This is a genomic window from Pseudoalteromonas piratica, from assembly GCF_000788395.1.
GTDB classification, from domain to species: Bacteria; Pseudomonadota; Gammaproteobacteria; order Enterobacterales; family Alteromonadaceae; genus Pseudoalteromonas; species Pseudoalteromonas piratica.
In genome coordinates this window covers 131,861-157,003 of the sequence record NZ_CP009888.1, presented here as the reverse complement: position 1 = coordinate 157,003, position 25,143 = coordinate 131,861, and the positions used below count along the sequence as shown (strand labels likewise).

The window sequence follows — 25,143 nt, the reverse complement described above, 5'->3', positions numbered from 1 at the left end:
AAAATGAGCGAAATAAATAAACCAAACGGCGGTGGATTACAGCGCGTATTTAAAGCCAGCTATTGTTCTTATTTAGGTATTAAAGCAGCAATAAAAGAAGAAGCGGCTTTCCGTCAAGAATTGTTTTTAGTATTAATTATGTTTCCGGCTTCATTTTGGTTGGCTCAAGACTTGATTCATTGGGCTGTATTAGTGTCGGTATTATTATTAGTACTTATCGTAGAGTTACTTAATTCTGCAATAGAAGCATTAACTGATCGCGTAAGCACAGAAAGACATGTTTTATCGGGTCGTGCAAAAGATATGGGTTCAGCAGCAGTGACTTTCTCACTATTAATAGTGGGTATTGTTTGGGGTGTAAGCCTTTATATAAAGATCTTTGCTTAATTTGCTGTGGTGTAAAATTAGCCATTTCATAAGTTATCTCGCTTTAAAAGTGATAATTATGTTACGAAAGTTGCAATTTATAGGTGTTTTGTACGCATTTCGCCCAAACGATCCAAAAAACTAAAAAAAGTTTGAAATAGGGGTTGATCCAAATTCGGATCTCTCTATAATGCGCCTCCACCAACACGGGGAACGACGCAGCATAGCAGCGAATCACGAGTTGGTTGAGTCAAGTAAAACTGAGTTTTGAAACTTTCTTAAAAATATAAGAAAAATAATCAAAATTAAGTGTTGACAAAAAATTAGGAAAGCGTAACATACGCAGCCCTAACAGCGGCGAAGCGTCGCGGCAAGCACAAGGTTGTTTGCACTGTTCTTTAAAAATTTAAGCAATCATCTGTGTGGGCACTCGTACAGATTAAGTTCTAACATACGCTTTTAGCGTAACAAAATTTAGACTTAATTGAACTGAGTGACCAATTGATACGAAAGTATCAGCACAGTCAATTCGATATCTTTTGATATCAAAATCAGAATTCATTGAGTCGGAACGTATGTTCCAAAAACACTTTTAATTGAAGAGTTTGATCATGGCTCAGATTGAACGCTGGCGGCAGGCCTAACACATGCAAGTCGAGCGGTAACATTTCTAGCTTGCTAGAAGATGACGAGCGGCGGACGGGTGAGTAATGCTTGGGAACATGCCTTTAGGTGGGGGACAACCATTGGAAACGATGGCTAATACCGCATAATGTCTACGGACCAAAGGGGGCTTCGGCTCTCGCCTTTAGATTGGCCCAAGTGGGATTAGGTAGTTGGTGAGGTAATGGCTCACCAAGCCGACGATCCCTAGCTGGTTTGAGAGGATGATCAGCCACACTGGAACTGAGACACGGTCCAGACTCCTACGGGAGGCAGCAGTGGGGAATATTGCACAATGGGCGCAAGCCTGATGCAGCCATGCCGCGTGTGTGAAGAAGGCCTTCGGGTTGTAAAGCACTTTCAGTTGTGAGGAAAGGTTAGTAGTTAATACCTGCTAGCTGTGACGTTAGCAACAGAAGAAGCACCGGCTAACTCCGTGCCAGCAGCCGCGGTAATACGGAGGGTGCGAGCGTTAATCGGAATTACTGGGCGTAAAGCGTACGCAGGCGGTTTGTTAAGCGAGATGTGAAAGCCCCGGGCTCAACCTGGGAACTGCATTTCGAACTGGCAAACTAGAGTGTGATAGAGGGTGGTAGAATTTCAGGTGTAGCGGTGAAATGCGTAGAGATCTGAAGGAATACCGATGGCGAAGGCAGCCACCTGGGTCAACACTGACGCTCATGTACGAAAGCGTGGGGAGCAAACGGGATTAGATACCCCGGTAGTCCACGCCGTAAACGATGTCTACTAGGAGTTCGGTTTTTCGGAACTGTCTTCCAAAGCTAACGCATTAAGTAGACCGCCTGGGGAGTACGGCCGCAAGGTTAAAACTCAAATGAATTGACGGGGGCCCGCACAAGCGGTGGAGCATGTGGTTTAATTCGATGCAACGCGAAGAACCTTACCTACACTTGACATCCAGAGAACTTACTAGAGATAGTTTGGTGCCTTCGGGAACTCTGAGACAGGTGCTGCATGGCTGTCGTCAGCTCGTGTTGTGAGATGTTGGGTTAAGTCCCGCAACGAGCGCAACCCCTATCCTTAGTTGCCAGCGATTCGGTCGGGAACTCTAAGGAGACTGCCGGTGATAAACCGGAGGAAGGTGGGGACGACGTCAAGTCATCATGGCCCTTACGTGTAGGGCTACACACGTGCTACAATGGCGCATACAGAGTGCTGCGAACTCGCGAGAGTAAGCGAATCACTTAAAGTGCGTCGTAGTCCGGATTGGAGTCTGCAACTCGACTCCATGAAGTCGGAATCGCTAGTAATCGCGAATCAGAATGTCGCGGTGAATACGTTCCCGGGCCTTGTACACACCGCCCGTCACACCATGGGAGTGGGTTGCTCCAGAAGTAGGTAGCTTAACCTTAGGGAGGGCGCTTACCACGGAGTGATTCATGACTGGGGTGAAGTCGTAACAAGGTAGCCCTAGGGGAACCTGGGGCTGGATCACCTCCTTATACGATTTAGAACTTTTTGTTCGAAGTGTCCACACAGATGATTGTTAGCTAAGCGTTTGCTTAGTTAATTTGCTCTTTAAAAATTTGGAAAGCTGACAAACTTTAAATTAAGTGCTTACTTGTAAGTGCATTATTTAATTTAGAGTTCTCAAAATAAAGTAAAGAAAATATGCCGCAACATTAAGTTGTTGTTGGTATCTACTTTAGTATTCAATATTTAACTTCTGGCGGAGTTAAAAACTGTCTTTAGCAATACAAACCATTTTGGGTTGTATGGTTAAGTGACTAAGCGTATACGGTGGATGCCTTGGCAGTTGGAGGCGATGAAGGACGTATTAACTTGCGATAAGCCTAGTCAAGCTAGTAAAAAGCGCTTGAGACTAGGATTTCCGAATGGGGAAACCCACCACTTAGTGGTATCACTTACTGAATACATAGGTAAGTGAGGCGAACCGGGAGAACTGAAACATCTAAGTACCCCGAGGAAAAGAAATCAACCGAGATTCCGAAAGTAGCGGCGAGCGAAATCGGATTAGCCCTTAAGCTGTAATGTAGTTAGTGGAACATTCTGGAAAGTTTGACGATACAGGGTGATAGTCCCGTACACGAAAACTTATTTACAGTGAAATCGAGTAGGTCGGAGCACGTGAAACTTTGACTGAATATGGGGGGACCATCCTCCAAGGCTAAATACTCCCAACTGACCGATAGTGAACCAGTACCGTGAGGGAAAGGCGAAAAGAACCCCTGTGAGGGGAGTGAAATAGAACCTGAAACCGTATACGTACAAGCAGTAGGAGCAGATTCGTTCTGTGACTGCGTACCTTTTGTATAATGGGTCAGCGACTTATATTCAGTAGCGAGGTTAACCATTTAGGGGAGCCGTAGTGAAAGCGAGCGTTAACTGCGCGTTTAGTTGCTGGGTATAGACCCGAAACCCGGTGATCTAGCCATGGGCAGGTTGAAGGTCAGGTAACACTGACTGGAGGACCGAACCGACTATCGTTGAAAAGCTAGCGGATGACCTGTGGCTAGGAGTGAAAGGCTAATCAAACCGGGAGATAGCTGGTTCTCCCCGAAATCTATTTAGGTAGAGCCTCGGACGAATACTATTGGGGGTAGAGCACTGTTAAGGCTAGGGGGTCATCCCGACTTACCAACCCTTTGCAAACTCCGAATACCAATAAGTAATATCCGGGAGACACACGGCGGGTGCTAACGTCCGTCGTGGAGAGGGAAACAACCCAGACCGCCAGCTAAGGTCCCAAAGTGTATGTTAAGTGGGAAACGATGTGGAAAGGCCCAGACAGCCAGGAGGTTGGCTTAGAAGCAGCCATCCTTTAAAGAAAGCGTAATAGCTCACTGGTCGAGTCGGTCTGCGCGGAAGATGTAACGGGGCTAAACATACCACCGAAGCTGCGGCTGCGAATTTATTCGCGGGGTAGGGGAGCGTTCTGTAAGCTGTTGAAGGTGTGTCGGGAGGCATGCTGGAGGTATCAGAAGTGCGAATGCTGACATGAGTAACGATAAAGCGGGTGAAAAACCCGCTCGCCGGAAGACCAAGGGTTCCTATCCCATGCTAATCAGGGTAGGGTGAGTCGACCCCTAAGGCGAGGCCGAAAGGCGTAGTCGATGGGAAACGGGTTAATATTCCCGTACTTGGAATAATTGCGATGGGGGGACGGAGCAGGCTAAACAAGCATGGCGTTGGTTGTCCATGTGAAAGTATGTAGGCTGGAAACTTAGGCAAATCCGGGTTTCTAAGGCTGAGATACGAGACGACACTCTACGGAGTGGAAGTTGTTGATGCCATACTTCCAGGAAAAGCCTCTAAGCTTCAGATTATTTCGAATCGTACCCCAAACCGACACAGGTGGTCAGGTAGAGAATACTAAGGCGCTTGAGAGAACTCGGGTGAAGGAACTAGGCAAAATTGTACCGTAACTTCGGGAGAAGGTACGCTCTTATCTGTGATGAGACTTGCTCTCTAAGCGGACGAGAGTCGCAGTGACTAGGTGGCTGGGACTGTTTATTAAAAACACAGCACTCTGCAAATTCGAAAGAAGACGTATAGGGTGTGACACCTGCCCGGTGCCGGAAGGTTAATTGATGGGGTTAGCTTCGGCGAAGCTCTTGATCGAAGCCCCGGTAAACGGCGGCCGTAACTATAACGGTCCTAAGGTAGCGAAATTCCTTGTCGGGTAAGTTCCGACCTGCACGAATGGTGTAACCATGGCCACGCTGTCTCCACCCGAGACTCAGTGAAATTGAAATCGCAGTGAAGATGCTGTGTACCCGCGGCTAGACGGAAAGACCCCGTGAACCTTTACTACAGCTTGGCACTGAACATTGACCCTACATGTGTAGGATAGGTGGGAGGCTTTGAAGCACAGTCGCTAGATTGTGTGGAGCCGTCCTTGAAATACCACCCTTGTAGTGTTGATGTTCTAACATAGGCCCCTGAATCGGGGTTGTGGACAGTGCCTGGTGGGTAGTTTGACTGGGGCGGTCTCCTCCCAAAGAGTAACGGAGGAGCACGAAGGTTTGCTAAGTACGGTCGGACATCGTACGGTTAGTGTAATGGTAGAAGCAAGCTTAACTGCGAGACAGACACGTCGAGCAGGTACGAAAGTAGGTCATAGTGATCCGGTGGTTCTGAATGGAAGGGCCATCGCTCAACGGATAAAAGGTACTCCGGGGATAACAGGCTGATACCGCCCAAGAGTTCATATCGACGGCGGTGTTTGGCACCTCGATGTCGGCTCATCACATCCTGGGGCTGAAGTCGGTCCCAAGGGTATGGCTGTTCGCCATTTAAAGTGGTACGCGAGCTGGGTTTAGAACGTCGTGAGACAGTTCGGTCCCTATCTGCCGTGGGCGTTTGAGAATTGAGAGGGGCTGCTCCTAGTACGAGAGGACCGGAGTGGACGAACCGCTGGTGTTCGGGTTGTGATGCCAATTGCATTGCCCGGTAGCTACGTTCGGAATCGATAACCGCTGAAAGCATCTAAGCGGGAAGCGAGCCTCGAGATGAGTTCTCACTTTAACTTGAGTTAACTGAAGGGCCGTTGAAGACTACAACGTTGATAGGCGAGATGTGGAAGTGCTGTGAGGCATTAAGCTAACTCGTACTAATTACCCGTGAGGCTTAACCATACAACGCCAAAGTGGTTTAGACTCGTTAGAAGTTGAATAGTCTCTGAAAAAAGAGACAAATACTAAAGTAGACATTTACTTAAAAAAAGCTTTCCAGATTTAGATTTAAGACAAGCTCTTAAGTCAACCAGATTTGCTTGGTGACTATAGCGTTTTGGAACCACCTGACCCCATGCCGAACTCAGAAGTGAAACGAAACAGCGTCGATGATAGTGTGGGTTCGCCCATGTGAAAGTAGAACATCGCCAAGCTCCTAATTAAAGAAACCCGTTGCAGAGATGCGACGGGTTTTTTAAAGCCTAAAATTAATAAAAACAAGCAAAACGAATTTTGCTTGGTGACTATAGCGTTTTGGAACCACCTGACTCCATGCCGAACTCAGAAGTGAAACGAAACAGCGTCGATGATAGTGTGGGTTCGCCCATGTGAAAGTAGAACATCGCCAAGCTCCTATTTAAAGAAAGCCTCAACACTCTGTTGAGGCTTTTTTGCATTGAGTGATTAATTATTTCACCGGGCTATAATTCACCACTCGAAGTGGGGGTCATGATGATGATTTTTGTCGATCCTTATAATTCAATTCCTGTAGCTTAGTTACATTGCTCATCTTCATAATTACTCCCGCATTATCCTACTTGCCTACATTCATGTAAGACACAGATCTCATTTCAAAGTAGAGTGAAAATGTGTTCCGATTACTTTTTATTTTCAGACTGTGAGGCTCAGAAATATTCCTGATATTCTTGCTAGTTAATGTCTCCCATAACTGTTGTATGCGAATCGAGAAAAGTGCATAAGGTGGAAATTGTTAAACGCTAATAACATTTCCACATTTCTAAATATTAATTAAACAAAAACCCTGAAAAATCTAGTTCGTCATTTTGTTACTAACCAACAGTCCAAAGCTATGAGTTTTTATATGTGCTTTTAGTTAATAGATTGCAGCTGATTTATATAATGAATTTGTCTTAGTCAGTAATAACGCCAGTTAGTATGTGAGATATTTCTTACTCTTTCTGTGGTTAGTATCTTTTTTATTACTGCTTTTTCTCGAGTCTAAACTCTAATTGTCTGATATATATGGTTTTTATATATTGTTGCAATTATGTTTCAAATAATTATTGCTATGCACTCCTTTTATGTGTTCCTAGATTAATTACACTATTAGATATCAAAAGGCTAGGGAGCAGGCTGAAAATGGAATTATTTGAACAAGATATAAAGGATATTGAAAAAAACCGAATAAGCTTTTATTTAGCTTGTTTAGAAGAGTTCTCTCAGTTTGGCTACAGCGACCCTTACATCGAACAGATCAAAAAAGATTTAGAACTGCTGAAAACTAAATCTTCATACCAAGATTCATAGTTTACGAGTTTGGGGACTCGTTAGCCAAGGCGGATGCCTTGGCTTTTTTAGTTTTAGTGAACCTCAATATAAATCAATTTACCCTAAGTAAATCATTGTAAAGAAATACCTGTTTCCTGCATTATCTTCTTGTTTTTAGTTAAGTTCTGTTTAGTCTTATTTGCTGGACAATATAATGTTAATTCATATATGTTAAGGAGTTAAATAAACTCAAGGGAATTATCATGATAAAAAAAGCACTTGCACTTGCTGTGTGCACAGCCTTGGTTGGTTGTGGTGCAGACAAAAGCGAAGAGTCTACTCAAGTTGAAAATAAGGTTGAGCAAACTATTGCTCAGACCGTACTCACTTATCCTGAAACTAAAAAAGGTGATGTGGTAGATACTTATTTTGATACTCAAGTTGCCGACCCATATCGATGGTTAGAAGATGATATGAGTGATGAAACTGCTCAGTGGGTTAAAACGCAGAATAAAGTGACTTTTGATTACCTTTCGCAAATCCCTTATCGCGATAAACTAAAAGAGCGCTTAACCAAGTTGATGGATTATGAAAAAGTCGGTGCGCCTTTTAAAGAAGGCAAATACACTTATTTTTATAAAAATGATGGCTTACAAAACCAATATGTTATTTATCGCCAAGTTGAAGGTGGTGAGCCAGAAGTATTCCTTGATCCAAATACATTCAGTGAAGATGGCACAACTTCTTTAGCAGGTATTACTTTTTCTAAAGATGGCTCATTAGCTGCGTATCAAATTTCTGAAGGCGGTAGTGACTGGCGTAAAGTCATTATTATTGATGTTGAAACTAAGAAACAAATAGCCGACACCTTAGTCGACGTTAAATTCAGTGGCCTGTCATGGGTTGGTAATGAAGGTTTCTATTACTCAAGCTATGATAAGCCAAAAGGTAGTGAACTCTCAGCTAAAACAGACCAGCATAAACTCTATTTCCACAAGCTGGGCACAAAGCAATCTGACGACAAAGTTGTATTTGGTGGGACCGATGCAGAAAAACATCGCTATGTTGGCGGTTATGTAACAGAAGACGATCGTTACTTGCTAATTTCAGCTGCGGTATCAACGTCGGGTAATAAGCTCTTCATTAAAGATTTAACTAAGCCAGATAGCAAACTAGAAACTATTTTAGACCACACTAATTCAGATACTCAGGTTATTGAAAACCAAGGTTCTAAACTTTACTTAGTAACAAACCTAGATGCACCAAATAAACGCATTGTAACGGTTGATGCAACTAATCCTTCGTCTGAAAACTGGAAAGACTTAATTCCAGAGACTGAAGACGTGCTAAACGTTTCAACAGGTGGTGGTTATATCTTTGCACGATATATGGTAGATGCTATTTCAAAAGTGCAGCAATACGATATGAACGGCAAGCTTATTCGTGATATTGAGCTTCCGGGCGTTGGCACAGCGGGTGGCTTTGGCGGAGAGAAAGAAGATAAAGAACTTTACTACTCTTTCACTAATTACAAAACACCGGGTACAACGTTTAAGTTTAATGTTGAAACAGGCCAGAGCGAAGTTTACCGTAAGTCAGGTGCTGATTTTGACCCTGCACAGTACGAATCAAAGCAAGTATTTTATAAATCGAAAGATGGTACTGAAGTACCAATGATCTTAACTTATAAGAAAGGCTTAAAGCTTGATGGCTCTAACCCGACTATTTTATATGGCTACGGTGGCTTTAATGTTAGCTTAACACCGCGCTTTAGCCCGACGCGTGCAGCATGGCTAGAGCAAGGTGGTATTTATGCTGTAGCGAACCTTCGTGGTGGCGGTGAATATGGTAAAAAGTGGCATAAAGCGGGTACGCAATTACAAAAACAAAATGTATTTGATGACTTTATCGCAGCTGCAGAGTACTTAATTGCTGAGAACTATACGTCAAGTGCAAAGCTTGCGGTAAATGGTGGCTCTAACGGTGGTCTACTTGTAGGTGCAGTTATGACTCAGCGCCCTGAGCTATTCAAAGTTGCATTACCGGCAGTGGGTGTTTTAGATATGCTGCGTTACCACACATTTACAGCGGGTGCTGGTTGGGCGTATGACTATGGTACAGCAGAACAAAGCAAAGAAATGTTCGAATACTTAAAAGGTTATTCACCTGTTCACAATGTGAAAGAGGGTGTTGAATACCCGGCGACTATGGTAACTACAGGCGATCATGATGACCGTGTAGTACCAGCGCATTCATTTAAGTTTGCTGCTGAGCTTCAAGACAAGCAAGCAGGTGTTAACCCTACACTTATTCGTATTGAGACCAATGCAGGTCACGGTGCGGGTACACCAACGAGCAAAATCATTGAACAGTACGCTGATATTTATGGCTTTACACTTTACAACATGGGTGTGAAAAAGCTGTAATTCCAGCTAATATAGTTTTAATCAAAAGCGCAAATTCGATTTGCGCTTTTTTTTTTCATAAAATTTAGAATTCTTTGGCTTAGATCATTGCCAGCCATGGCTTGCTAATTTAGACTTCTATACATCTAACGTATTAGGACTTATCCATGTTTGCATTACCAGAAATCAACCTTAAAGGAAAAGTGTCAGATGAAGAATGGCAGCTGCGAGTCGATCTTGCTGCTTGTTATCGTTTAGCGCATTACTATGGTTGGGACGATACCATTTATACGCATATTTCAGCACGTTTACCTGGAAAAGATGAGTACCTAGTAAATGCATTTGGTTTAACCTTTGATGAAATCACGGCATCAAATCTAGTAAAAGTGAACTTACAAGGTGAAATACTTGATGATTCGCCGTTTGAGATTAATCCAGCCGGTTTTACAATTCACAGTGCGATTCATGAAGTGCGTCATGATGCGCAATGTGTCATTCATCTGCATACCAATGAAACCATTGTGGTATCAAGTTTAGAAGGTGGCTTAAAGCCGATTTCACAGCATGCAATGTTCCCACTGAGTAACATTGCTTATCACGGCTATGAAGGCTTAGCTGTAAATGCTGAAGAAAAAGCACGCTTGCAGGCCGATTTAGGTAATGCGCATACGTTAATGCTGCCTAACCATGGTGCATTAACCTTAGGTCCTTCGATTGGTGAAGCCTTTATGCGTTGGGCTGATTTACAACGTGCCTGTGAAATTCAGGTGATGGCACTTTCAACTAGCCAACCACTTATTGCCATAGACCAGCAAATTTTAAATACGGTGAAAGAGCAGCAAAACAAAGTACACACAGGTAGCACGGGTGGTCAAAAATCTTGGCCTGCAATGCGTCGTTTAGCGTATCGTATCGATCCTAGCTTTACAGAATAATAAGCAAATAAGTATCAAAGTGCTTCAATGGGTTTGAAGTACTTTTTTAATCTCTAAACCTTTGCAAAGTGCAAAGTAAAAATTAAACGTTTGGCAACAATAATTAGGAGCCCAACAAATATGAAAGTAACTCGCGTCGAAGTGTTTGATACCCATTGCCCCGAACGCCCGCAATGGAACCCCGTTTTTGTTCGTATCCATACAGATGAAGGGATCTCTGGTGTTGGTGAAGCCGGCCTTGCTTATGATCTAGGCCATAGCGCCGCAGCAAATATGATTAAAGAATTTGCAGAAGCGTTTTTAATTGGTTTCGACCCTTTCCAAACTGAAAAGTTATGGTCACGTATGCTGCGCGAAAGTTTTTGGGGCCTAGGTGGCGGCCCGGTCGTTTATGCAGCAATGAGTGCGATTGATACCGCTCTTTGGGACATCAAAGGTAAAGCGCTTAACTTACCTGTATACCAACTACTTGGCGGCAAGGTAAATGACAAGCTACGTACTTATGCATCGCAACTACAGTTTGACTGGGACGATGAGTTCAAAGCACTCGTGCAACCGCAAGAATACGCAGAAGCCGCATTAAAAGCGATTGCTGAAGGTTATGATGCGGTTAAAGTAGACCCAATCATGTATGACAAAGATGGCAATACTTACTACGAGCGCACCAAAATTATTTCTCGTGGCGAAATGAAGCTTTACCGCGCACGTATGGCAGCTATTCGCGAAGCGGTTGGCGATGAAGTCGATATCATCTTTGAATGCCATAGCTTACCAGGCGCAACAACAGCGATTCAGCTAGGAGAAATCGCTGAAGAGTTTGATTGTATGTATTACGAAGAACCAGTTAACTACTTAAATCATTCGCTACACGCTAAAGTTGCCGACAAAGTTGCTGTACCAATTGCCGGTGGCGAACGTTTATATAACCGCTGGGGTGTACGCCCGTACCTTGAAGATCAAAGTGTTGATGTATTACAACCTGATATTGGTTTGTGCGGTGGCTTTACTGAGACCAAAAAAGTGTGTGACTACGCTGATATTTTTGATGTGCGCATTCAAGCGCATGTATGCGGCGGCCCTGTGGCAACTGCGGCATCACTGCACCTTGAAACAGCTATTCCAAACTTTTTAATTCACGAGCATCACACCTATGCAATTAAAAAGTGGAACCGCGAATTATGTATTCAAGATCCGCAGCCTAAAAATGGTTTCTTCGAAGTATCAGAAGCACCAGGTATTGGTATTGAACTGAACGATGACGTGATTATGAAATCGCCACGTATTGAGATTAAATAAAACTGTAAACTAAGCTCATTATAATCAGGAATACCTAGCTGTTAGATTGGCGTTTTACAATGCTAAACCAACCTAAAGTATTCCTGATTAATCTTGCTAAAAGTACCGAACGCCTTAAGAAAAGTAGCGCACGATTAGCTGCGCAGAATATTCAATTTGAACGTATTCCAGCCATTGATGGTACAAAACTCACCAACGAAGAAATTCAAGCGCATTATTCATCGCAATTAAATTCAAAACAGTATTACCGCAATCTTGGCTATGGTGAAATTGGCTGCTTTTTAAGTCATCGCTTGGCTTGGCAAAGAATTGTTGAACAAAAGCTGCCTTATGCAATTGTATTAGAAGATGACTTTCAACTAGTGGGTGATCTCAGTGCGTTATTTAGTACCATTGACTCTCTAGAGTGTGATTGGCAACTATTAAAACTTGCCGCCTACCAAAATCGAACTCGCCCTATTAAAGTAACAAAACAAGTTAATAAGCAGTTTGATTTAGTGCTCCATAAAAAGCCGCTTACTGGCTGTTGTGCCCAAGCAATTACTTATGAGACAGCGAAGCGGTTACTAAGGGTAACTGAACAATTTGGTTGTCCAGTAGATACGCAAATTCAACGCACTTGGCAAACAGGTGTTTCAGTTTATTCGCTTATGCCCTTTGTGATTCAGCAAGACGGTAAAGTAGGCAGTGAAATTACTGCTGCATGTCAAAATCAAGTTATACGAAAGCATATTTTTAAGCGCAAAGTACAACAATTAAATGATATGGTTAACCACTACAAACAAACACAAAAGGCGCAAAATACGATTTTATCTTGGTAGTAACTAACTGCTAGCGTTATTGTTATTTGAAATAAAAAACATTAAAAACAGAAGCTTCTACATAACACTACCAATCACTACATAAAACTACATTTCTCAAATATTGTCATGTTAAAAAATGGTTTCTAATACGTTTCAAGATATGATGAAAAGTATAGGAAATGTTATGAAGAAAGTTGCTTTACCACTAGCTCTTGCCAGTGTTGCAGTGCTTAACGCGCCTCCTACAGTTGCACAAAATGCCACTGTGATGAAATTAAAATCGTTTGAACAATATACCCCACGTATTATTAATGGTAAGCCTGCCGTTGAAGGCAACTACCCGTTTATGACCTCACTTATTTCTGCTCAGGCTGAGGGAATTTCTCCATTTTGTGGGGCTTCATTTATTGGTGGACGTTATGTTTTAACCGCATCGCATTGTATTGAGGGCGCATCAGCTGACAACGTTCATGTTTGGATTGGTGGCTATGATACGACTAAACCTGAATCAGGTAAGCGTTTTAGTGTGGCACAAATCTATGAACATGAAAGCTATGGTGATGTTGGTCTGAATAACGATATTGCGATTGTTGAGTTAACAGAAGAAGTAACTGGGATCACGCCAATAAAGTTAGTTACGCCTGAAATGGAAGCGAATCTAAAAGACGGTTCTGAACTTATCGTAATGGGTTGGGGTAATATGAACCCAAATGGTAATGAAGCGCCAGAGTACCCTGAAATTTTGCAAGAAGTGACCGTTCCTCTTTACAACCGGGAACAATGTATTGCTGATTATACGCAAGATGGTGAAACCGGTATTACTGATAATATGATCTGTGCAGGCTTTGTTGAGGGTGGTAAGGATTCTTGTCAAGGCGATAGTGGTGGACCACTGATTTATAAGCATCAGGATGAATGGTACCAAGCTGGCGTAGTTAGCTTTGGCGATGGTTGCGCAGCGCCAAATGCTCCAGGTGTGTATGCGCGTGTTTCTAAATACAATGATTGGGTTGAAGCTAAAAAATCAGGTGTTTCTTACCAACAAATTACACGTCAGGGTTATGTTGAACAAACGTTTGATGAACAAGCTGTGTTCACGATTAAGAATGTTGGTTCAGATAGCTTTATGGTGACTAACGCAACGATTCAAGATAGCCAAGGGCTAGAATCAGTTGAGGTGGCTGAAAATCAATGTGATGGTAAAACACTTTCTTTTGATCAAACTTGCGACATCAATGTACGTGTTAAAACCGCACAAGAAGGCAACGCAGGCTTTATTTTAAAGTTAGACACGAATGATGCTGTTAATAAAGAAGCGGTACTGTTTTATGGTGCTAAAGTGCTCGCACAAGTATCTAACAATATGAATGAAATTGTGGGCAGTGATAATAACCATGTTAAATGGTGGAGTGGTGGCGACCTTGCTTGGCAAGTACAAACGAGTAAAGCTTCGCAAGGCGATTCAGCAATGGCTAGTGGCGATATTACCGATTATCAAGACAGTGTACTTTTAGCTACCATTGATAACGATCGTATTGAAAAGTTTAACTTTAAGCATTTAGTGTCTTCAGAAACTGATTGGGACTTTTTAACAATCCGTCACAACAATGAGTTAGTTATTAGTACATCGGGTATTGAAGCAACGGAATTTACAGCCCAAGAAATTACGTTAAAAGAAGGGGTGGATCGTATTACGATGATCTACAGCAAAGACGAAACGGATATCGATCCAAATGGTGATGACAAAGCTTATATTGATGAAGTGAGTACTGTACTTAAAAATACAGCGCCAGAGAGCAAAGTAAAACAAGCTAATATTACCGTTGAAGAAGAAAAAGCGTTTGTGTTAGATGCAAGTGATAGCACTGATGCAGAAGGTGATAGTTTAAGCTATCAATGGGAAGTGACGTCAGGAAGTATCACTATTCCAGATGCAACTAAAGCGGTCGTTAATTTAACGGCACCCACTTACAAAACAGCAAAAAGCTTGGCATTTAAAGTGACTGTAACCGATGCGTATGGTGCAACGAGTAGTAAAACAGTTAATGTAACAATCAATAAAAAACCAAAAAGAAGTAGTGGTAGCAGCGGTATACTTGCCCTTCTATTAGGTCTTGGATTGGTTGCACGCAGAAAACTAGTTTAAATTTATCCACATTGGAGTAGCCAGCAACTATTGCTGGCTTTATGATTATGAAAAAAATTTACCCCATCTTTTTTATGTTGCTAGTGAGCTTACTGGCGTCAGCATGCAGCGGCACAACGTTATCAAATAAAATGACTGAAGCAGAACGTAACAATCTCGAAAAAATTTACAGTTTTGATCTGTCAGCAGAAACCATAACATTTGTTGTGAAGTCGACTGGTTGCACAAATAAAGACGATTTCGAGTTACTTTATCAAGCACACCAAGGACATCATGAGTTTGCATTAAAGCGTCTTAAACAAGATATGTGTCGAGCAATGCCTCGAGCCTACCCTGTGAGCTTTAAACTGCCTGCTGAGGGGATATCGTCTGACAACTTAACAGTGCTTAATGCCATTGATGAAAATACGCCTGTTAAAGGGATTAAAAGAGGGCGATAATTAAGTTAAAGAAATAACGCTGCGGATAGTCGAGGAAAACGTTTGCAAACCTTATTCTTACGAATATACGGATCAGTCATTGTGGCAATTAGCTTAGTCTTGTTGCTAACTTATTTTGTATTTTCGGAGATTAACCATCATCGCTATCAGCAGCATTTAGCTGAGCAGCTTTCAGGTACCTTGTACTTAATTAAGCAAGGGATAGAAAGACAAAAAGATACCGCAGATCGTGAGCGCTGGCTTGAATTGGTGGCGTCTTTAATGAACGTCTCACTGTCGGTTTCCTCGCCATCAAAAGTGCCTAATCAAATCAACATATCCTTACAGCAAAACGAGCAAAATAGGTATCGCGTCAGTTATCCAATCAATGCACAACAGCAACTCGATTTGACTTTAAATGGTGTCAGTGAGCACCTTGTTACGGGTACCGCATTTTTATTGTTAAATGAGTTAGGTTTGTATCCCGCACAACAGCGTCAAATGATTTTTCAATCGATTAGTAGTGAATTCAACTACCCAATTCATCGCGTGAGTAGCGATAGTCAAGTACTGGATAGCGAACAGTTAGAGCGCTTAACCCGAGGTGAAATGGTTATTATATGGCAAACTGAGTTTGATAGTAGTTTGTCGTTTGATGTCTTTGCTCCTTGGGGAAATTCACAAGACTTACTTAAACTAGGCACGATAAACGTTTTCGAACAGTATCCAACGTGGTTATTGGTATCCGGTTTTGCCGCTGTATTGGTGGCGTTGGCATTATTAATCCTGCTCATTCTTCGCTTGATTGTAAATCGATTGACTTACATTCAGCATAAGGTAGATGCGATAGAACCGGAATTAATTGAAGCAACCAAAATGCCAGAACACCTTGATGTGATAAATCAATTAACCTGGAAAATAGACCAAATGGCACTGCGCATTAAGCGGTTAATTGCGCAAAAGCATCAAATGTTTCGTGCAGTGTCACATGATTTAAGAACCCCTTTATCTAAAGCGCAGTTCAGATTAGAAGCCCTGAGTCAGATTGGCGTAGATAATACGCTCGTTGAGCAAACAAAAGCTGATATGAATCAGCTTAACTTATTAATTGGTGACTTACTGAGTTACGAAAAAATCAGTGAAAGTGAACGAATTACAAAAGAAACGTTAGAACTTAACCATTTTATTATGACAATTGTAGATGGTATGACAATTGTTTTCCCTAAGGTAAAGTTTTCCTTTGAAGCCCAAAACTTCTGTGTGGCAGCGATAAATAAGCAGTTATTTACACGTATGTTAGAAAACCTATTAAATAATGCCGCCCGTTTCGCAGAGTCATCTGTTGTTGTGGCGTTATCGAGTAACGATACAACCACTGTATTAGATATTATTGATGACGGCCCCGGGGTAGATGAAAAAAGTAAAGCACATATTTTTGAGCCTTTTTATCAGCAAGATCAAAGTCGAAGCGCTAACTGTTCGGGCTACGGATTAGGATTAGCAATCGTTAAACAAATTGTTTCGCAACATGCTGGTGAAATAGAGCTGATGGCAACCTCACAAGGCGCCCATTTTCGCATCAGGTTACCCAATCAAGCAGAAGGAGAAGAGTCATGAGATTACTCTTTTGCATTGTTTGTTTGTTTTGTCTAACCGATGCTGTAGCGCAATCTAGCGATGCTAATACAACAAAGTCAGCACCAATAAATAAAGCGCTCAAAGATCAAAAAACTAATAAAAGTAACATTGACTGGGGCGATTGGGATAAAAAATTTAAACCCCAGCAACGTTATGGTGTAGGTATTAAAGGACAATTACAAAATGCTATCAGCGAGCTTGATAAGAGTAATCTATTAAACGATAGCAGTGGTGTATCAAATACGTCTCAATCTGCTCAAAATAAAAATGCCAAAAGAAAAGATATAAAAAAAATGAAGCAGGAATTGAGAGCACTTGAAGAAAAAGTAAAACAAGAGATTGAACATAATGAAGACTATTAAGAAAACTCCATTAATTTTAGGCCTTTTAGTAACATCACAGTTGTTATTACCTTGTTTTGCTAATAATAAAAATGACAACATCAATGCATTTGATCAAGCAATGCAACATGTCGAACGAGGAGAATGGGTAGCCGCAGAGGCTTTACTAAATTACCAATTATCACAATCACCAGAACAACATCGTGTGCGTTTAGAGTTAGCATTAACGCAGATGCAATTAACGAAATACTCAGAGGCTAAATCACACCTGTTAGCCTTAAGAAAGGTGTCTGAATTACCCGATAATGTCCGTTTTAATATTGAATTACTGCTTAATGAAATCAATGAAAAACAGCAACAAGTTGCGCCAACATCAGCCCATCAATGGGGGCTTGTTGGTTCATTGGCAACAGGTTATGACGATAATGTTAGGTTTAGTTTTGGTGATTACTTTTTAGATGATGATCCGTATCTAGATAGTTTTTATTTTGTATTGCCAGATGGTAAAGAGTACTTTATTTCAGAAAAAGGCTATCTCTATAGTCTCGATGGCGAGATTGTAATGCCTGATGAATTAGGTATTGATATAGCCCCTTTCATTGAAAAGCCAAACACAACTTTTATTGAATCGACCGCACTGGTTAAATACAACTACATTGGTGATCGTGTTACCTGGAAAAACAATTTATTAATTCGCAATATTGATAATTATGATTTTAGTGATTATGACAAACTACTCTATAAATTAGACTCAGAGCTTGTTTGGCCAATATCCAGTGATAAAGAAATTGGGGTGCAGCTTGAACAGCGCAACCAGTTTAGAGGTGGACAACCGCAAATAAAATCGAGTGCAATCAAACTTGGGTACCGATTCTTTTTTGATACAAGTGAATGGCATGTTTATGGTCAATATATGGATCGTACTTTTGAAACCATAGAAGTGAAATTTGGAGATTTTTCGTATACCAATTATGGTTTTGATAATACATCATGGGCGCTTGGCGTTGAGTGGAATAAACTTTTTTACAACAATCGTTTATTAGCCAAGGTACAATTCGAGTTAAAGAATAATGATGCTAGCGATGGACTAAACTACCAAGGTGGTATTTTAAAAACGGCATTAGTCTATCAAATAACCGATGAGTGGAGTGCGGTTGGCTATGCGCACTTCTTTCAGCAAGACTATAAACAAAGTGACTTAGAGAATGTATATGGTTTAGAAGCTGGTAGTGATATAGCCTCGATTGATAAAAGCTTACGTATCGGCGCAAAAATCGAATATCAGATGAATGAACACTTATCGACATTTCTTTCTACTGATTGGGGAGAGCGCTCGTCAGATATTTATTGGGGAGTTCATAGCAATACAGTTCGCATTAAGCTTGGTTTTAATTATGAATTCTAAAGTGGCGGTAAATGGAAAAATATAATCTGATAATTGTTGAAGATGACCACGAGTTAGCTAGCTTAACGCAGGCGTTTTTTCAGCAGTTTGAATTTAATTGTAAAGTAATTAGTGAAGGCCAACGTGCAGTTGAGCAAATTATTGCTGAACAACCTGATTTAGTACTACTAGACCTCATGTTGCCTGATATCGATGGCATGCAAGTCTTCCAACAAATCAAACCGAGCTATAGCGGCAAAGTCGCCATGCTAACTGCGCGTGGTGATACCATAGATCAAGTGCTTGGTCTGGAATTTGGCGCAGACGATTATATTTCTAAACCCATTGAACCACGCCTTCTTTTGGCAAAGTGTCGTGCATTATTACGCCGTGAGGCGGCAGGTGAAGTGAATAAGGAACATAACCTTTCTATTTGTGATATCACCATTAACAAGCATAAGCGAGAAGTACAAAAAGCGGGTCATGCAATAGAATTTGCAGCGCCTGAGTATGATTTATTATTGTTACTTATTGAACATCGTGGTGAAGTGATTAGTCGAGACTTTATTTTTAAATCGCTTTGGGGAATGGATTATGATGGGCAAAATCGTCAGGCAGATATTTATATTTCATCGATTCGCAGCAAGTTAGAAAATGACCCCAATCAGCCAAGCTTAATTAAAACAGTTCGCTCTAAAGGGTATTTGTTTACTGGTTAATTTCATCAGATTAAAAGCAAAAAGGGTATCAAGTGATACCCTTTTTCTTTTTTGATTGGCGTTAGCAAATTAACGCATTGTCACAAATTCTGCTGAGCCAGTTGGGTGAGAGAGAACGAAACGAAGTTTCGCAGTCTCTCGAACGCTTTTCAGGGATGAAAAGCCGGAATATCGCGTCAGGACGACTTTTTACTCAGTTCTTAACGCATTGTCAACTGTTACTCCGTACATTTAAGTCTGGAAATATTCTGGAAACCTATACTTCATCTAATATAGAAGGCTTTTCCAGAAAAAATGAAAATTAGAAAAAAAATTTATATTTATTCGAGTTCTGGAAAGTAGTTTTCCAGATTTTTTAATTATTAAATTTATGAATTTCCAGTTTACGAGCCATAATATTTGTAATATTAATGATGTAACAAGATTCAATCAAACGATGCTTAAGCGTGTTAAAGTTAGTTGATCTCAAAGTAACCAAAATAAAAACAAGGATTGTTTAAATATGAAGTTTCTCATTGTGGTATTTTATTTCGTTGCATGGTTCGCAATAGCTGAGCAAAAAGTGATCCCCGACTACGATACTGCAAGAGAGCATTGGTTTTGGGACAAACTATATATTTATGGTGGTGAAGGGTTATATTGCTCCATCCAATATAACGACAAAGGGTATTTTGTAAATCATAAAGGCAAATTACAAAAGATGACCCTAGAGCACGTGTATTCAGCTGATTGGATTGCGGATTATCATAACTGTGATAACAGAGATTCTTGTGAGGTTGATTCGTATAAAAGTGCAGAAGCTGACTTACATAATCTGTGGCCTACTCATGGTGGCGTTAATTCCTCTCGAAGTAATTATCCATTTAATGAAATTTCTGATGAGGTGTCTGAAAACAGATATTTTGATAAAGGCTGCCCTGATTTTGAAAGAGTCTATGGAGAAAGTAAGGATAAAATTTTTGTTGAGCCTCAAGATATTGTTAAAGGTCGGATAGCACGCTCAATGCTTTACATGAATTCAGAGTATGGGTTGCCTTTGAGGGGAATGGAAAAGTTAATGTTACGATGGCATATTAAATACCCAGTTGATAGTGAAGAGCTTTGGAGAAATTATGCTATCTATAGATTACAAGGTACATATAACCCTTGGATTAGTGAAATCAAGTAACGTTTAAGAACGATATTTGAAAACTGTAATAGCCAAAAGAATTTACATTCATGTCTACACATTCATTTTAAACTACATGAGAAATATCTTACGGTATTTAGAGTTCGAATAGCGCTCATTGAAATATAGTCTTTTGACGCTATTACTCGAGACGAAGGATCTTCATCTATATTAAGGAAAGTAGAAAATTTGACTTTCTCTAATAAAACTCATATGCAGTGATTGACAATGTAATAACTTTCTTTATGGGAGTTTTAGGAGTCGATGCCCAGTATTCAATCTAATTTCAAGTTAGATGGATTAGGAACTTGCTTTGTCCATCGGTTGTTGGTTTCTAGCACCAAGTCACTAATATTTAAAGCTAGCTGCTCATTTTTTTTGTCTTCATCTAAGCCTGCATACTCAGCTACATTGAAATCAAAGTGAGTAATCTGCACTTCAATTTGTCGCTGTGCATTTCTATAAATTGACCATAGCTCTTGAGGTTTACGTAACTGTAACCATGCAGTGCAAAATGCAGCTACAGCGGATAAGATTGATGGTAACACTTTTGCGTAAAACACTCCTTCTCCCAAGCCGACTAAAAGAGGGGCGGATAGAGTGCCAAACATGATAATTCTAAAACACCAAAGTGATTCTTTTTTATTGTGATCTGCTTTTTTCTTAAAGTGCTCTGCTTGCTCTGTGCCGTATTCTCTAGCTGACATTTTTTCACTACCTAATTAGTATCTATTTGAAACAATACCATGAATCTCTCGTAATTGATTATTATGGGGGTACTCTTCAATTAATACTTCTAACAGGTCTATTAAACCACGGTTTAAAGCTCCTTTTTCTGCCTCGTATGCGGCATGGAACCATTTATCTAACTCTGTTCCAGAGTTTTTCAATCGACTTGGTTTACCGCCAGCCTTCAGCCAAATATAGTCAAGCCTATCATAAGCGAGATTGGCACTGATTTCCGAAAACTTTTTTATAATCTCACTTTGGTGAGGTAGTGGTGAAGTACCTGCATTGATTGAAAACCAAAACTTATTACTGGAATTCAATAGTTCTGAACAAGCTTCTACTGCAGGCTTGAAGTATGGTGTCTCTGTCATCCAACCATAACTACTTTGATATAAGCAATTGGCAACTCTGTTCCAACGTTTTTCTAATATTAAATTCCCAAGCATATGAGCATTAGAGTGGAAGCCATTCGAGTGTGATTTTTTAAGCCAATTCAAGACATCATCTTCTCGATGAGCAATCGATTGTGATAAGTACGACAAAATAAAAGCAGGTTCGATATGTTTGCCAGTCATATGGGACTTCAATTCATCGATAAAATAAGTTTCTGCGTCACTTAAATGTTGTAAAGCCTGAGGATTAATTATAACTTCTTTAGTCATATCTTTAGCTAGAATAGAACTTTTTGAGGGGTCGAGTTGAGACCAAACTTTATTTCTATCTGCACTTGATAATAGATACTTCGAGATATTCTTAGACACCTGCTCAAAAGCTCTAGGTAGAATATTAGTTTTAAGACAATCACAGAGTTTCGCTAGAAAAGCCTCTCTTTCTATATTTGGAGGATAAAAAGTTCCTCCTATGTCTAACTGTTTTTGCCACAGTTGAAACGCATTATCTTCTGCGACATCAATGAAGTTGAGAAGAGAAGGCTCCTTTAGGGATCGCTCAGCTAACAAATCAATAAATGGAGAAAAAGTATTATCTCTGAGTAGGTTAATTGCATGTTTATGGGATAAATTTTGAACTATGAATGGTACACCTTCAGTCCAATTGGGCATGGAGTTTCGTTGTTTTTTGTATACTTGCTCTTCATCATACAGATTGAAAACAGCCCAGGCATGAAGCTTTGCCCATTCTTGAGAAAAAGAAAATTGCTCAAGCGCTATTAAACTATCTTCCGTTAGCTCACTCTTTTTTGCACTTTCAAACAATATTTCCTGAAGATCTTGTCGCACAGAAGGTAGCCGTAAAAAAATTTTTTGAAAGTGGGCTATAGAAAGCCAATACAACACATGAATACTAGTTTCTGATTTATTAACTAGAGTGCAGATCCCATTGACTACAGACTGTGACCACCATGGTATTGATTTATCCGGCAACGCTCTTTCAAAATACTTGTATAGCTCTTCATTACTAAGAGTTGTTAGGTTGTGCTCTATCCAAGTTGATAGTTCCACTTTCGGCATAGCACCCTCTGGAACCGCGTCACTTGATAAATTGGACATAGTCAAAATATCAGAAGCGCCGTCTTTACTAGTCATTAGCTTTTTAATCGTATTTAAAAGCTCGCTTTTTATAGCTTTAGTATTTTTTGGTGAAGGAAAGCAAGTGATTAAAGCCCTAAGCGCCACAATCGCATTAGTTAATGTGGGTTTTGCTCTAAACTGTTCTATGTTATCAGCTGCTCTTCCTAAAATGTTCAATACTTTCAAATCACCCGTTAACTTGGAACAGTCAAGCAGTAGTTGATGAAGTAATTGATCATTTTCAGCTCTATCAATCAGGTAGTTAGTTGCCCGAGAGCTTTCAGTGGTCATTGTACTATTAATTAAGGATACGTTAGGCAGATACCATTGATTCAAAACTGATGCGGGAACACAGTAAAGTTTAGGCAACTTAGTATTTGCTAATGCTTGAGGTGGTGTAAATGCGCTTCTAACAGAAAACTCTTTACGTGCTTCACTCCACAAGTTCGTCCATAGATGAGCGATTAATAAGGGGAAGCTCTCGTCAGCTTCTATAGCTAGGATGTTATCACTACAAATCAGTTTGTTTGCGACATTTTGCAACAAACTGGAGTAAGGTGGTTTGCTACTTGCATTGTTAACTAATTGATAAATAAATCTTTTTATGCAGTTTACGTGAGGTATCTTATCCAGCTCCCAGAGTAAAACCGTACTTTTAACCATACCATTTCGCGGCGCGTTCGAATCAGGCTCAATACTCCATAATGCCCACCAGTTACCAACAGGTCCACAGTTAATTGCTGGCCACCATTTTTCTTTAGGTGTAACGTATCCCGCAGGTTTGTCAGTCAAACCAAGTAATTCAGGCGGAAGAGGAGAGTTTCCCTCCCAAAATAGCAAATCATGACTATTATTTTTGCAGCCATAAATAGCCTTTAATGGTTCCATTATCATATATTGTCTAGCATCCAAGACAGTGGAGCTGTTAAATCCGAGTCCTTGTTACTTTGCTCTGGAGCAATCACCCAGCCCTGATATTCAGGCCCCTCATCAATGAAGTCATCATCATTGCTATTTGGTTGAAGAGTTTTACCTAAAGAAGATACCCCCCATATTGATGTTATCTCGTTCGGCCAAGTTGTTTGGATAAAAGAATAGAATAGCGGTAATTTACTTTTCAAGGCTTCTGAAGGTAGTTGGCCTTCTTCAAGTACTTCATCAAAACAAGATAACACTATTGCTAACGGAGGCTTATTTTCCTTAGAGCTCAGATTTAAGCCTGCTACATGACATAACATCTGAAGAAGTTCTATCCAATATACGTTAGCGTCCCAAATTTCAGGTCTTGAAGTTTCATTTGGTGTATTCGTTGGTATAGAAGTTAGCTTTGACAAAGCATCAGGATATGTTTTCTCTCCACTAAGGCGAATGAATATTAACCACCCATCTGTACTTTGTAACCTTCTACGCCAATCTGATGAGATCTCTCGCTGCTTAAAAACTTGATATAATTGCTCGCCTCCGTAATCAGGCCAGTACAGATCAATTGATATCTGATTGCTATCAATTAACGGGAAAAGTATTTCAGAGTACTGGTCGGCGTGAGTGTGTTCAGCTGAATTGCCGTCTTCCAGCTGGGTTAATACATCTTCTAAAGCACTCAAATTAACTGACGCACCATCACCAGTCCTGATTTTTAACTTACCTGGTCTTCGTTTTAGTCGCCCAAAGAGCTGTCCTGCATAGTGTGTCTTACCACTATTAGGACCACCAAGAAGCAGTATTTCAGAATTTCTCATGGTGCCCCCTGTAAGCGAGAAATGGAGTGTTCACTAGAATAGGCTCTGTGATAGGCTCACAAAACCTAGGTACCCAAGCCTCACTTAAGATTGATTCTAACGCTATTGTAAAAGAAGTAGGATTTTCTACTGTCACTTCAAATTCTTTAGCATGAGGAATATTGCTTTCTAAAGCTCTTTGAATTGCTTTTTTTATTCCCTCTGTAGGTTGTTTGTCACTTTTCGCCCAAATAAGCATTGTTGGCCTAGAACCGACAGATTCACCTAATCGTTCGATAATGGTTCGTAGCTCTCTTCTTGCCACACTGCGTTCTTCTCCAGCAAGCTTTTCACAATCAGCAAATATTAAGAATGCATCACTCTGAGAGGCTGTCCATTTTGCTCCTACCGAATCTATCGCGTCGACATCAATAGCCCACCTTGTAAACCACTCTCCAGGGGCGTCGGTAAGAAATATATTCTTTGTTTTGTTTTTGGAGTCTTGTAGGCCAAGGTGAAGAATACCAGGCGTTCGGTCTACTCCTCGTGGAGTATGAGGAGGAAATGATGGCAATTGCTTTTCATTGTTAATTCGAGCCCATGATGCTACTGACTCCCATGCGCCAAGAGTCTGAGAGCCACAAAACTCAAAACTATTGTATTTTTCACCTGACACTAACTGTAAATAATTTGCTGCCAGAAAAGTCGTTTTACCAGTGTTTTGGGCGCCAAGTAATCCAATAAAAATAGATGGACCTTGTTGATATAAACGCGATAAATCTGAGCTTCCTAAAGCTGAAGATGACCAAGGTACTCTAAAAGCAATATCGTTTTCTTTTTTTTCTAGGTCAATGTTGTCAACTTCTACATTACTGCTCCATGAAGAACAATCTTGATGATTGAGTTCTCCCATACAACATGTATCACCCTCATGCACGA

At 40.7% G+C, this 25,143-nt stretch carries 17 protein-coding genes and 4 rRNA genes; 17 read left to right on the top strand and 4 right to left on the bottom strand.

Going from position 1 to position 25,143, the window contains the following annotated elements; translation table 11 throughout:
- Nucleotides 1-3: 3 nt before the first annotated feature.
- The 17 genes from OM33_RS00685 (at nucleotide 4) to OM33_RS00610 (ending at nucleotide 20,228) form a co-directional block, all read left to right on the top strand.
- Nucleotides 4-387 carry a diacylglycerol kinase gene (locus tag OM33_RS00685; protein ID WP_038637438.1) on the top strand — a complete coding sequence of 128 codons (384 nt, stop codon included), beginning with the start codon at nucleotides 4-6 and terminating at the stop codon, nucleotides 385-387.
- A gap of 572 nt (nucleotides 388-959) precedes the next feature.
- Nucleotides 960-2,492, top strand: a 16S ribosomal RNA gene (locus OM33_RS00680).
- Between the two features lie 275 nt (nucleotides 2,493-2,767).
- Nucleotides 2,768-5,648, top strand: a 23S ribosomal RNA gene (locus OM33_RS00675).
- A gap of 136 nt (nucleotides 5,649-5,784) precedes the next feature.
- Nucleotides 5,785-5,899: ribosomal RNA gene (gene rrf, locus OM33_RS00670) — 5S ribosomal RNA — on the top strand.
- 82 nt (nucleotides 5,900-5,981) lie between these two features.
- Nucleotides 5,982-6,096: ribosomal RNA gene (gene rrf / locus OM33_RS00665) — 5S ribosomal RNA — on the top strand.
- The 16S, 23S and 5S rRNA genes sit together here, the layout of an rRNA operon.
- A gap of 749 nt (nucleotides 6,097-6,845) precedes the next feature.
- Nucleotides 6,846-7,013, top strand: coding sequence for a hypothetical protein (locus OM33_RS22440; protein ID WP_199922469.1), 168 nt, complete (start codon nucleotides 6,846-6,848; stop codon nucleotides 7,011-7,013).
- Between the two features lie 224 nt (nucleotides 7,014-7,237).
- On the top strand, nucleotides 7,238-9,400 hold the full coding sequence (locus tag OM33_RS00660; RefSeq protein ID WP_038637435.1) for a prolyl oligopeptidase family serine peptidase: 2,163 nt from the start codon (nucleotides 7,238-7,240) through the stop codon (nucleotides 9,398-9,400).
- A 146-nt stretch (nucleotides 9,401-9,546) separates the two neighbouring features.
- On the top strand, nucleotides 9,547-10,314 hold the full coding sequence (locus OM33_RS00655; RefSeq protein ID WP_038637432.1) for a class II aldolase/adducin family protein: 768 nt from the start codon (nucleotides 9,547-9,549) through the stop codon (nucleotides 10,312-10,314).
- A 120-nt stretch (nucleotides 10,315-10,434) separates the two neighbouring features.
- Nucleotides 10,435-11,610 (top strand): mandelate racemase/muconate lactonizing enzyme family protein, encoded by a 1,176-nt coding sequence (locus OM33_RS00650; protein ID WP_038637428.1) that lies wholly within the window; start codon nucleotides 10,435-10,437, stop codon nucleotides 11,608-11,610.
- Between the two features lie 59 nt (nucleotides 11,611-11,669).
- Complete coding sequence (locus OM33_RS00645) at nucleotides 11,670-12,431, top strand: glycosyltransferase family 25 protein (RefSeq protein ID WP_038637425.1); 762 nt, start codon at nucleotides 11,670-11,672, stop codon at nucleotides 12,429-12,431.
- A 166-nt stretch (nucleotides 12,432-12,597) separates the two neighbouring features.
- Complete coding sequence (locus OM33_RS21890) at nucleotides 12,598-14,559, top strand: serine protease (protein ID WP_052140832.1); 1,962 nt, start codon at nucleotides 12,598-12,600, stop codon at nucleotides 14,557-14,559.
- A 47-nt stretch (nucleotides 14,560-14,606) separates the two neighbouring features.
- Nucleotides 14,607-14,999 (top strand): hypothetical protein, encoded by a 393-nt coding sequence (locus OM33_RS00635; protein WP_199922468.1) that lies wholly within the window; start codon nucleotides 14,607-14,609, stop codon nucleotides 14,997-14,999.
- A 42-nt stretch (nucleotides 15,000-15,041) separates the two neighbouring features.
- Nucleotides 15,042-16,595, top strand: coding sequence for a sensor histidine kinase (locus tag OM33_RS00630; RefSeq protein WP_199922467.1), 1,554 nt, complete (start codon nucleotides 15,042-15,044; stop codon nucleotides 16,593-16,595).
- Entirely contained in the window at nucleotides 16,592-16,978 is a 387-nt protein-coding gene (locus OM33_RS00625; protein WP_038637415.1) for a hypothetical protein, read from the top strand. Before OM33_RS00630 ends, OM33_RS00625 begins: the two co-directional genes overlap by 4 nt.
- Nucleotides 16,965-18,362 (top strand): tetratricopeptide repeat protein, encoded by a 1,398-nt coding sequence (locus OM33_RS00620; protein ID WP_038637413.1) that lies wholly within the window; start codon nucleotides 16,965-16,967, stop codon nucleotides 18,360-18,362. Before OM33_RS00625 ends, OM33_RS00620 begins: the two co-directional genes overlap by 14 nt.
- Before the next feature lie 11 nt (nucleotides 18,363-18,373).
- Nucleotides 18,374-19,060, top strand: a complete 687-nt coding sequence (locus tag OM33_RS00615) for a response regulator transcription factor (RefSeq protein WP_038637410.1) — start codon at nucleotides 18,374-18,376, stop codon at nucleotides 19,058-19,060.
- A 502-nt stretch (nucleotides 19,061-19,562) separates the two neighbouring features.
- Nucleotides 19,563-20,228, top strand: coding sequence for an endonuclease (locus OM33_RS00610; protein WP_038637408.1), 666 nt, complete (start codon nucleotides 19,563-19,565; stop codon nucleotides 20,226-20,228).
- A 275-nt stretch (nucleotides 20,229-20,503) separates the two neighbouring features.
- Here OM33_RS00610 and OM33_RS00605 read toward each other — a convergent pair whose 3' ends face one another.
- Genes OM33_RS00605 through OM33_RS00590 form a run of 4 tightly spaced genes read right to left on the bottom strand, consistent with a single transcriptional unit; the run spans nucleotide 20,504 to nucleotide 25,117 of the window.
- Nucleotides 20,504-20,935 carry a DUF4231 domain-containing protein gene (locus tag OM33_RS00605; RefSeq protein ID WP_038637404.1) on the bottom strand — a complete coding sequence of 144 codons (432 nt, stop codon included), beginning with the start codon at nucleotides 20,933-20,935 and terminating at the stop codon, nucleotides 20,504-20,506.
- Nucleotides 20,936-20,950: 15 nt separating this feature from the next.
- Complete coding sequence (locus OM33_RS00600) at nucleotides 20,951-23,374, bottom strand: GAP1-N1 domain-containing protein (protein WP_199922466.1); 2,424 nt, start codon at nucleotides 23,372-23,374, stop codon at nucleotides 20,951-20,953.
- 2 nt (nucleotides 23,375-23,376) lie between these two features.
- Nucleotides 23,377-24,225, bottom strand: coding sequence for a TRAFAC clade GTPase domain-containing protein (locus tag OM33_RS00595; RefSeq protein WP_038637399.1), 849 nt, complete (start codon nucleotides 24,223-24,225; stop codon nucleotides 23,377-23,379).
- Nucleotides 24,212-25,117, bottom strand: coding sequence for a TRAFAC clade GTPase domain-containing protein (locus tag OM33_RS00590; RefSeq protein ID WP_081991101.1), 906 nt, complete (start codon nucleotides 25,115-25,117; stop codon nucleotides 24,212-24,214). Before OM33_RS00590 ends, OM33_RS00595 begins: the two co-directional genes overlap by 14 nt.
- Between the last annotated feature and the right edge of the window lie 26 nt (nucleotides 25,118-25,143).

Bases quoted from the DNA above. Each gene is read 5' to 3' on its own strand.
- OM33_RS00685 (WP_038637438.1), top strand. From the start codon at position 4: ATGAGCGAAATAAATAAACCAAACGGCGGTGGATTACAGCGCGTATTT.
- OM33_RS22440 (WP_199922469.1), top strand. From the start codon at position 6,846: ATGGAATTATTTGAACAAGATATAAAGGATATTGAAAAAAACCGAATA.
- OM33_RS00660 (WP_038637435.1), top strand. From the start codon at position 7,238: ATGATAAAAAAAGCACTTGCACTTGCTGTGTGCACAGCCTTGGTTGGT.
- OM33_RS00655 (WP_038637432.1), top strand. From the start codon at position 9,547: ATGTTTGCATTACCAGAAATCAACCTTAAAGGAAAAGTGTCAGATGAA.
- OM33_RS00650 (WP_038637428.1), top strand. From the start codon at position 10,435: ATGAAAGTAACTCGCGTCGAAGTGTTTGATACCCATTGCCCCGAACGC.
- OM33_RS00645 (WP_038637425.1), top strand. From the start codon at position 11,670: ATGCTAAACCAACCTAAAGTATTCCTGATTAATCTTGCTAAAAGTACC.
- OM33_RS21890 (WP_052140832.1), top strand. From the start codon at position 12,598: ATGAAGAAAGTTGCTTTACCACTAGCTCTTGCCAGTGTTGCAGTGCTT.
- OM33_RS00635 (WP_199922468.1), top strand. From the start codon at position 14,607: ATGAAAAAAATTTACCCCATCTTTTTTATGTTGCTAGTGAGCTTACTG.
- OM33_RS00625 (WP_038637415.1), top strand. From the start codon at position 16,592: ATGAGATTACTCTTTTGCATTGTTTGTTTGTTTTGTCTAACCGATGCT.
- OM33_RS00620 (WP_038637413.1), top strand. From the start codon at position 16,965: ATGAAGACTATTAAGAAAACTCCATTAATTTTAGGCCTTTTAGTAACA.
- OM33_RS00615 (WP_038637410.1), top strand. From the start codon at position 18,374: ATGGAAAAATATAATCTGATAATTGTTGAAGATGACCACGAGTTAGCT.
- OM33_RS00610 (WP_038637408.1), top strand. From the start codon at position 19,563: ATGAAGTTTCTCATTGTGGTATTTTATTTCGTTGCATGGTTCGCAATA.
- OM33_RS00605 (WP_038637404.1), bottom strand. From the start codon at position 20,935: ATGTCAGCTAGAGAATACGGCACAGAGCAAGCAGAGCACTTTAAGAAA.
- OM33_RS00600 (WP_199922466.1), bottom strand. From the start codon at position 23,374: ATGGAACCATTAAAGGCTATTTATGGCTGCAAAAATAATAGTCATGAT.
- OM33_RS00595 (WP_038637399.1), bottom strand. From the start codon at position 24,225: ATGAGAAATTCTGAAATACTGCTTCTTGGTGGTCCTAATAGTGGTAAG.
- OM33_RS00590 (WP_081991101.1), bottom strand. From the start codon at position 25,117: ATGGGAGAACTCAATCATCAAGATTGTTCTTCATGGAGCAGTAATGTA.